This is a genomic window from Agrobacterium sp. DKPNP3 (genome assembly GCF_052686535.1).
The window spans coordinates 1-8,914 of record NZ_JBQYSN010000141.1 but is presented as its reverse complement, the minus strand read 5'-3'; the positions used below and the strand labels follow the sequence as shown (position 1 = coordinate 8,914).

Annotated in this window: 10 protein-coding genes and 1 pseudogene; all 11 read right to left on the bottom strand. The window is 60.5% G+C overall.

The features are described 5' to 3' along the window. Window positions 1-351, bottom strand: a pseudogene (locus ACUTJJ_RS23865) (peptidoglycan-binding protein); the annotation flags it as partial. Window positions 352-696: 345 nt separating this feature from the next. Next, window positions 697-1,350 carry a protein-L-isoaspartate(D-aspartate) O-methyltransferase gene (locus ACUTJJ_RS23860; protein ID WP_063948852.1) on the bottom strand — a complete coding sequence of 218 codons (654 nt, stop codon included), beginning with the start codon at window positions 1,348-1,350 and terminating at the stop codon, window positions 697-699. Next, entirely contained in the window at window positions 1,347-2,117 is a 771-nt protein-coding gene (surE, locus tag ACUTJJ_RS23855; RefSeq protein ID WP_063948851.1) for a 5'/3'-nucleotidase SurE, read from the bottom strand. Before surE ends, ACUTJJ_RS23860 begins: the two co-directional genes overlap by 4 nt. 184 nt (window positions 2,118-2,301) lie before the next feature. Beyond that, entirely contained in the window at window positions 2,302-3,585 is a 1,284-nt protein-coding gene (gene serS, locus ACUTJJ_RS23850) for a serine--tRNA ligase (RefSeq protein WP_445543647.1), read from the bottom strand. Between the two features lie 101 nt (window positions 3,586-3,686). Continuing rightward, complete coding sequence (tatC, locus tag ACUTJJ_RS23845; RefSeq protein WP_063948849.1) at window positions 3,687-4,490, bottom strand: twin-arginine translocase subunit TatC; 804 nt, start codon at window positions 4,488-4,490, stop codon at window positions 3,687-3,689. Beyond that, entirely contained in the window at window positions 4,487-5,230 is a 744-nt protein-coding gene (gene tatB, locus ACUTJJ_RS23840; RefSeq protein WP_445543646.1) for a Sec-independent protein translocase protein TatB, read from the bottom strand. Before tatB ends, tatC begins: the two co-directional genes overlap by 4 nt. A 56-nt stretch (window positions 5,231-5,286) precedes the next feature. After that, complete coding sequence (locus ACUTJJ_RS23835) at window positions 5,287-5,493, bottom strand: twin-arginine translocase TatA/TatE family subunit (protein WP_003515599.1); 207 nt, start codon at window positions 5,491-5,493, stop codon at window positions 5,287-5,289. Window positions 5,494-5,623: 130 nt separating this feature from the next. After that, entirely contained in the window at window positions 5,624-6,355 is a 732-nt protein-coding gene (scpB, locus tag ACUTJJ_RS23830) for an SMC-Scp complex subunit ScpB (RefSeq protein WP_445543645.1), read from the bottom strand. Then, a complete protein-coding gene (locus ACUTJJ_RS23825; RefSeq protein ID WP_063948846.1) occupies window positions 6,348-7,193 on the bottom strand; it encodes a segregation and condensation protein A in 846 nt (281 codons plus the stop codon). Before ACUTJJ_RS23825 ends, scpB begins: the two co-directional genes overlap by 8 nt. A 55-nt stretch (window positions 7,194-7,248) precedes the next feature. After that, window positions 7,249-8,265: a beta-N-acetylhexosaminidase gene (nagZ, locus tag ACUTJJ_RS23820; protein ID WP_445543644.1), complete on the bottom strand. Its 1,017-nt coding sequence runs from the start codon at window positions 8,263-8,265 to the stop codon at window positions 7,249-7,251. Between the two features lie 254 nt (window positions 8,266-8,519). Then, the coding region (locus ACUTJJ_RS23815; protein WP_445543643.1) for an SPOR domain-containing protein at window positions 8,520-8,914 on the bottom strand (395 nt) is incomplete at its 5' end.

Here is an 8,914-nt window from a genome sequence, read left to right as displayed (position 1 = left end):
TGGATCGCGGCTCGCCACGGCTGTCGGCGCAGACAGCTCCGAGCGCTGCACCGGCGACGCCGAGGCGCGGGCGGTGGACGGCTGAACGCCACCATAACCGCCGGATTGCTGCGGATAGGAATTGCCGGCCATGTTCTGGTTGGCATAGCCACCCTGCGGCGCGGCAGAGGCGTAACCGCCATTCATGTCACCCTGCGGAACCGGGGCCTGCCCGTAAGCACCGCCGCCCTGACGGGCAGGAATTGACGCCGTGGTCATCTGATCCGGTCCACTGGAAAAGAGGCCGCTGAACCGCGTGGCATCCGAGCTACAGCCCGTTGCGACGCTTGCCAGCAATGCCGCTGCGAACATTTTTGCGACTGATTTTCCGATTTTAGACGAATGTCTCATACGCATGACTCGATCTACACTGACGCCAACCCGCCGCATCGAGATCGATCCGGCACCAAATTCACTTCTTGCAAGGCCCATTTCCCGAGGTGGGGAAAACCATGCGTCGATGTTTATGATTAAAGCGCGTTAGTGTTACCACGCCGTTAAAACGTTAAGCCGTTTGGCGCTTTTTTGACACTTCGATAACCATGACAAAAACCGGATGCGTCATGATGGAACAATTATGACTATTGAAATCAGAGGGTTGATGAGCTTCATTACATTAGAAGACAAAAATGAATTGCCTTCAAAATTTTTATGCTGTCACAAATGCCGGGCAATATGGGAGCTGAGCGGCAAATAGGGCGCTTCGAACAGCTCTTCCTTCTCGAAGCGGCTGCCGGTCTTGGAAAAGCGCGTCATCACGCAACGATCACCCTCAACGATGATCGGCGCAATCATCATGCCGCCGGAAACGATCTGCTCGGCAAAGAAGCGGGGCATCGTTGTGAAGGCGGCCGTGGAAACGATTCGGTCAAAAGTGCCCTCGCCCACCAGACCATTGCTGCCATCCGCCTGGCGGATGACGACGTTGCGGATCGAAAGGTCGTCAAGACAGTTCTGCGCCTGCTGAACCAGCGTCTTGTAGCGCTCCAGCGAAAAGACCCGCTCGACGCGACGGGCAATGATCGCCGTCATGAAGCCGCTGCCAGTGCCGATCTCCAGCACGCGCTGGCCGGGTTTCAGTTGCAGACGGGCGAGGATTTTCACCGCCATGTCGGCCCCTTCCATGAAGGACCCGCAGTCGATCGGGATGGTGCGGCTGGAATAGGCGTCGGCGGCAAATTGCGCAGGCACGAATTTGGAGCGCGGCGTCTGCTCGACCGCCGTCAGCAGGTCGAGATCGGAAATCCCCTCGCCCCGCAAGCGCAGAACGAGAGCTGCAAAACCTTCCTTTTCGACCATGGCAGATTTCAATCGGCGACTCCGAATCCAAGTGCTTGCGCAACCCGATCCTTCACCGTGTAGTCCGTCAGGTCAAGCTTCAGCGGCGTGACCGAAATCTTGCCATGCTTTATCGCGTGGATATCGGTGCCCTCGCGGAAGTTGCCGAGGCGTTCGCCGAAGCGCAGCCAGTAATAAGGAAGACCGCGACCGTCCTGCCGTTCCTCCACCGTCAGGCCGAAATCCAGCTTACCCTGTCCGGTAACGGAAACGCCCTGCACATCCTTTGGCGCGCAATTGGGGAAATTGAGGTTGAGGAACGTGCCGTCGGGCAAATCGACATTTATCAGCTTGCGAATGAGATCGGGCGCATAGGTCTCCGCCACTTCCCACGGCACAATGCGCCCGTCAGCATGACTGAAGGCCTGGCTCAGCGCGAAAGACCGCACGCCCTGCAACGTGCCTTCAATGGCGCCGGCAATCGTGCCAGAATAGGTCACGTCATCAGCCATGTTGGCGCCGGCATTGACACCCGACAGCACGAGATCGGGTTTTTCGGGCAGAACCTCGCGAATGCCCATGATGACGCAATCGGTCGGCGTGCCGCGCAGCGCGAAATGCTTGTCGGAAACCTTGCGCAGCCGCAGCGGCTCGGACAGCGTCAGGGAGTGAGCAAGCCCGCTCTGGTCCGTCTCCGGCGCAACGATCCAGACGTCGTCGGACAAGGTGCGGGCGATACGCTCCAGCACCGCCAGCCCTTCGGCGTGGATACCGTCGTCGTTTGTCAGCAAAATCCGCATGTTTCTCTCCCGCTGGTCGTTTCTTTCGCGTACTGAGCCTTCCCATAACCGTCATGCCGGACTTGATCCGGCATCCAGTCGGCGCGCGTGTGCGCGACGGGAAGGACTCTTTCAGCCCAAGGACTTGGGCTGGCTGGATCCGGCTCGAGGCCGGTATGACGGCGGCGTCTCAACAGACTGGCAATCAAGCCGCCTTCTCGATCCGCGTCAGACCGCCCATATAAGGCAGCAGCACGTCCGGAATGGTCACAGAGCCGTCATCGTTCAGGTAATTCTCGAGAACGGCGATCAGGCAGCGGCCGACAGCCGTGCCGGAACCGTTCAGCGTGTGCACGAACTTCGTCGCCTTGTCGTCCTTGCCGCGGTAGCGCGCATTCATGCGGCGCGCCTGGAAATCGCCGCAGACCGAGCAGGACGAGATTTCGCGATAGGTGTTCTGGCCCGGCAGCCACACTTCCAGATCATAGGTCTTGCGGGCGCCAAAACCCATGTCACCGGTGCAGAGCGTCATGGTGCGGAAATGCAGGCCGAGACGTTTCAGCACTTCCTCGGCACATGCCGTCATACGCTCATGTTCGGCAACGGCACTTTCCGCGTCGGTGATGGAGACGAGTTCGCATTTCCAGAACTGGTGCTGGCGCAACATGCCGCGCGTATCGCGACCGGCCGAGCCCGCTTCCGAGCGGAAGGACGGTGTGAGCGCGGTGAAACGCAGCGGCAGCTTCTCCTGTTCGAGAATTTCGCCTGACACGAGGTTGGTCAGCGTCACCTCGGCCGTCGGGATCAACCAGCGGCCATCCGTGGTCTTGAACAGGTCTTCGGCAAACTTCGGCAATTGGCCGGTGCCGAACATAGCCTCGTCCCGCACCATCAGCGGCGAGGAAACTTCGGTATAGCCATGTTCCGAGGTGTGCAGGTCGATCATGAACTGGCCGAGCGCCCGCTCCAGCCGCGCGAGCTGGCTGGTGAGGACGGTGAAACGCGAACCCGAAAGCTTGGCGGCCCGCTCGAAATCCATATAACCAAGTGCTTCGCCGATTTCGAAATGCTCCTTGGCTGCATGGTTCCAGCCGGGCTTCTGGCCGGCGACGCGGGTCACAACGTTGTCGTGCTCGTCCTTGCCGTCAGGCACATCGTCGAAGGGAATATTGGGCAGGCGCGACAGGGCGTCGTTCAGCTCGGCGGTGACCTGGCGGTCCTCCTCCTCGGCGCGCGGCATCTTGTCCTTGAGGTCGGCGACTTCGGCTTTGAGTTTTTCCGCAAGCTCCATGTTCTTCTGCGCCATGGCGGCGCCGATTTCCTTGGAGGCGGCATTGCGGCGGGACTGCATGTCCTGCAGGGACTGGATGACGGAACGGCGCTTTTCATCCAGCGCGATCAGGCCTGCGGCCGCAGGCTCCGCGCCACGGCGTGCAAGCGCCGCGTCGAAAGCTTCGGGGTTTTCACGTATCCATTTAATGTCGTGCATCGTCGTTCCAGACCGTTGTTGCATCACCGGTGTTTTACAGCAAAACGCCGGGCAGAAGCCCGGCGCGAGGAAATGTCTTGAGCGGCGAGACCGTCGAAAACTCAGGTCTCCTCCAGCTCCGTACTTGCGGATTCCGCAGCACGTTTCCTCTCCACGAGTCGAGCCATATAGATGGAAATCTCGTAGAGAATGATCGCAGGCAGTGCAAGACCGATCTGGGACATCGGGTCCGGCGGGGTCAGCACGGCCGCGACCACAAAGGCCATGACAATCGCAAACTTGCGCTTCTCACGCAGCCAGTCGCTGGTCAGAAGGCCGACGCGCGCCAGAAGCGTGGTGACCACCGGCAGCTGGAACACCAGACCGAAGGACAGCACCAGCGTCATGATGAGGCTCAGATATTCCGACACCTTCGGCATCAGTGAAATCGCGACCTCACCATCTTCCGGCAATTGCTGCATGGCCAGGAAGAACCACATGACCATCGGCGTGAAGAAGAAATAGACGAGCGCCGCACCGATGAGGAACAGGATCGGCGATGCGATGAGGAACGGCAGGAACGCGGCGCGCTCATTCTTGTAGAGGCCTGGCGCCACGAATTTATAAAGCTGCGAGGCGATCACCGGAAAGGAAATTACCATTGCGCCGAACATCGCGACCTTGATCTGCGTGAAGAAGAATTCCTGGGGCGCGGTATAGATCAGCGATGACTTCGTCACATCAAGGCCCGCCCAGAGAACCGCCCACTTATAGGGAATGACAAGCAGGTTGAAGAGATGCTTGGCTACGGCAAAACAGGCGATGAAGGCAACGAAGAACGCACCCAGCGACCAGATCAGTCGCGTGCGCAGTTCCATCAGATGTTCGATAAGCGGCTGCGGCTTGTCCTCGATGTCCCCGCTCATGCTTCGTCCTTCTTGGGCTTTGCAGCCTTGGTTTTCGCCGGCTTTGCCGGCTTGGCATCAGCGACAACGACAGGCTTTTCAGCCACGACCTTCCTGGCGGCCGCTTTTTTAGCGACGGCTTTGACGGTCGGCTTTGCAGCTGAACTTTCCGTGGAGTTGACAGCAACGGGCGCTGACGCCGCGACCGCTTTGGCGCGGCTGGCGCGTTTCGGCCTGGCGGCAACCGCTTCCGCCTCGACGGTCGCAATCGATTTCGCCCGGGCACGCTTCGGCTTTTCCGCCGGCACGACCGGTGCCGCAACGGGGGCGGCAGTCACGGGCGGCGTATCCGGTAGCTTCATCTCAGGTTCGGGAACGCTGACGAGCGGTGCAACCGGTTCACTGGTCGCAGGTGCTGCCGTCGAGGTCGCAGGCGTGGATGACAGGCTCTCAGGTGGCGTTGTCGCCTTCTGAAGATCGGATTTGATCTCGTTGCCGAGCTGGCGAAGCGGGTTCATCGCATCGCGCAGCGAGTTGGTCGGGTTGAGATTGCGGACATCGGAGATGGTCTGGCGCACATCGTCCATGTCGGCCTCTTTGAGGGCCTCATCAAACTGGCTGCGGAACTCCCCTGCCATCTTGCGAAGACCGGCCATGGTCTTGCCGAAGGCGCGGATCATGGGCGGCAAGTCTTTCGGCCCGACAACCACGATCAGCACGACCGCAATCACCAGCAGCTCGCTCCAGCCGATATCAAACATCAATATGCTCCCGAGACCCTAACGCGTGTCAGTCTCAAACCAGACGGCAGTGCCGCTTACTTGATCTCGTCAGCCTTGTGGTCGACGGTCTTTGCGTTGACATCGGCCGGCGGCGGCGTCTGATCTTCGTCAGCCATGCCCTTCTTGAAGCTCTTGATGCCCTTGGCGACATCGCCCATCAGTTCCGGGATCTTGCCGCGTCCGAAAAGGACGAGAACAATCACCAGCACGATGAGCCAATGCCACACACTAAAAGAACCCATAACTGAAACTCCTGAATTTCGCTTTCAGACGATGTAAGACGTTTGAAAGGCTTTTACAAACGACAAATCGCCGGTTCAACAGGGTGTGAGCATAAAGTTTCTGCGTCTTGTCACCCGTGCGATAACGATCTCAATCGTCGCCGTCGCCACCACCAGGCGCAAGCAGGCCCAGCTCTTCCAGATCAAGTTGCGTTATCGGATCTTCATCCTCGCGCAGCTCGTCGCTCATCATCGGCAGGGGCACGCCGAAATTGGAAGGGATGCGGCCGGAAAGCAGCCCTGCCCCCTTCAGCTCCTCGAGCCCCGGCAGATCGCGCAATTCCTCAAGGCCGAAATGGTCGAGAAACTCAACCGTGGTGCCGATGGTTACGGGTCTGCCGGGTGTGCGCCTACGGCCCCGGAAACGCACCCAGCCCGCCTCCATCAGCACGTCAAGCGTGCCGCGCGAGGTCTGCACACCGCGGATTTCCTCGATCTCGGCACGTGTCACCGGTTGATGATATGCGATAATCGCCAGAACTTCCAGCGCCGCGCGCGAGAGCTTCTTCGGTTCCTTTTCCTCCGTGCGGATGACGAAGGACAAATCGCCCGCTGTACGGAATGCCCATTGCCCGCCCACCTGCACGAGATTGACACCCCGATCCGCATAAGCGGCTTTCAGGCGCTCAAGAGTGGCAAGGACATCCATCCCCCGCGGCAGGCGCTCCGCTATGAAGCCCACGGAAACCGGCTCGGCAGAGGCAAAAACCAGCGCCTCGGCGATACGCTCGGCCTCCTTCAGCTGACGTTCGGAAAACACCGTGGATTCGGTGGCCACGCCATCAGACACGATCCTCGCCCCGGCCTCATCATGATCAATCATTGTCAGTCCTCTGCGCGTCACCTGCGCGATCATCCCTTGTGCCACGGCGCATATAGATGGGCTGGAACGCCCCTTCCTGCCGGATTTGCAGCGATCCCTCGCGCACCAGTTCCAGCGAAGCGGCAAAGGCGCTGGCGATCGCCGTCACCCGCATGGCGGGATCCGGAACATATTGCAGCAGATACTGATCGAGCACGGTCCACTCCCCGACATCGCCAAGCAGATTGTTGAGAAGCTCGCGCGCTTCCACCAGCGACCAGACCTGCCGTTTTTCAATCGTGACCTGCGTGATCGCCTGTCGTTGCCGCAGATTGGCGTAAGCGCTGAGCAGATCATAGAGGCTGGCCTCGAAGGCCGAGCGGTTGATATGCGGAATATGTTCCGGTGCACCGCGGGCAAAGACATCGCGGCCAAGCTGGGCGCGGTTGACGAGACGTTCCGCCGCCTCGCGCATTGCTTCCAGACGCTTCAGCCGGAAGGCTAGGGTCGCAGCCATCTCCTCGCCGGAGGGACCGTCGTCCTTGGATTGCTGCGGGATAAGCAGCTTGGACTTGAGGAAAGCGAGCCACGCGGCCATCACCAGATAGTCTGCCGCCAGCTCGATGCGCACACGCCGCGCGCTTTCCACGAATTGCAGATATTGCTCGGCCAGCGCCAGCACGGAAATGCGCGACAGATCGACCTTTTGCGTGCGGGCAAGGTGCAACAGCAGATCGAGCGGGCCTTCGAAACCCGCGACATCGATGACCAGCCCGGCCTCACCCGTCAGCCGCTCCGGCGTCACATCCTGCCAGAGCTTGTCCATCGGGGTGGAATTTCGTGATTTGTCTGCGGCCATCGTTCCATCCGCCGGAACTTCCGGCCTTGATCCCGGGTGAGCGGCCGCCCGACTGTCAGGAAACGGCCCACATGGCGTTAAATTCCGCTCTCAGCGTTGCTTCATCGGACGCGTCGGCGGCGGTGAAGCCAGCCTCCACAGCCCGCACCCGCTCCAGCGAACGGCCGGAAAGAACGGGAACCTCCTTCACGACCTGAAGCATTTCACCCATCACACCGTTGCAATGCAAGACTATATCGCAGCCACCCGCAACAATATTCGCAGCTCTCTCACCCAGCGTGCCCTTTAGCGCATTCATGGAGCTGTCGTCAGACATCAGCAACCCGTCAAAGCCGATGCGGCCGCGGATGATCTCCTCAATCACCTTCGGCGATGTCGTCGCCGGCCGTTCTCTGTCCACCGCGTTGAAAACGAGGTGCGCACTCATGCCCATCAACTCGTTGTTGAGGGCCCGGAACGGTACGAAATCATGCGCATCCAGATCATCGAGCGACACGTCGACCACGGGCAGTTCATGATGCGAGTCCACCATGCCGCGACCGTGCCCCGGCATATGTTTCATGACGGGCAGCATGCCGCCCGCCTTCAACCCGTCGGCCGCCGCCTGCCCCATCTCGGCAACCATGATGGGTGAATAACCATAGGCACGGTTACCGATGACGTTGCTCGCACCCTCCACCGGCACATCGAGCACCGGCAGGCAATCGATGTTGATTCCGAATCTCGTAAGATCAAAGGCATGCAGGCGCGACATCAGCCAGGCGGCGCGCAGACCGGCATCGCGATCACGCTCGTAGATTTCACCGAGAATACGGGCGTTCGGATAGGCTTGCAGGATCGGCGGCTTGATGCGCTGTACACGACCACCCTCCTGATCGATCAGGACCGGGGCATCTGGCCGCCCGACCGCCTCGCGCATGGCGGCAACAAGATCGGTGATCTGCTGCGGCTCGCCAATATTGCGCCCGAACAGAATGAACCCCCAGGGTTGCTCATCGCGGTAAAGGGCAATCTCGTCGGCGGTCAGCGAAAGCCCGCTGCATCCGAGGATCATAGCTTTGCAATCGGTCATGGTGTCACGCTTTCAGGGAAAGGAAGGATCGGACGTCGCCAAACTCTCGACCCTTGGGGAGGCGGCAACATGAAACACACGTCACCCCGGACTTGATCCGGGGTCCAGCGCGATCAAATCCTTGATCGCTTAAGGTCCGTTTCACGGCGCAGACGCGCCGTGACTGGATGCCCAATAAAGCCCGGCATGACGGAGGTTAGCTGCTCCGCCACTGCGTCAGGCAATCAGCGCCGGGGATTTCCCGGCGCGTCTCTTTACCGCGCCACGAGGCAGCTGCCGCCCGCAGAGCGGAACTTTTCGCAGAGCGCCACGGCTTCGTTCTTGTCGCCGGCCGGGATACGAACACGGTAGAAGGTGCCCTTGCCAGCGATTTCTGCTGCCTTGATGTCGACGCCGCGTCCACCGATGACCGAGCCGAACTTGGCCGACATGTTCTGGTAGGACTTCTGCGCTTCCGCCTGGCTCGGCAGCGAGGCGATCTGGATGTAATAACCACCGGCAGACGGCGCGCTGGTGGCGGCGGGTGTTGCGGCTGCCGTCTGCTGCTGTGCGGCCTGCGGCTGTGCAGGCGCGGTCGGGCGGACATTGCCCTGGTTCGTCACCGTCGCCACAACATTTGCAGGCTGCGAGGACGGGCGCGCCGCTGGGA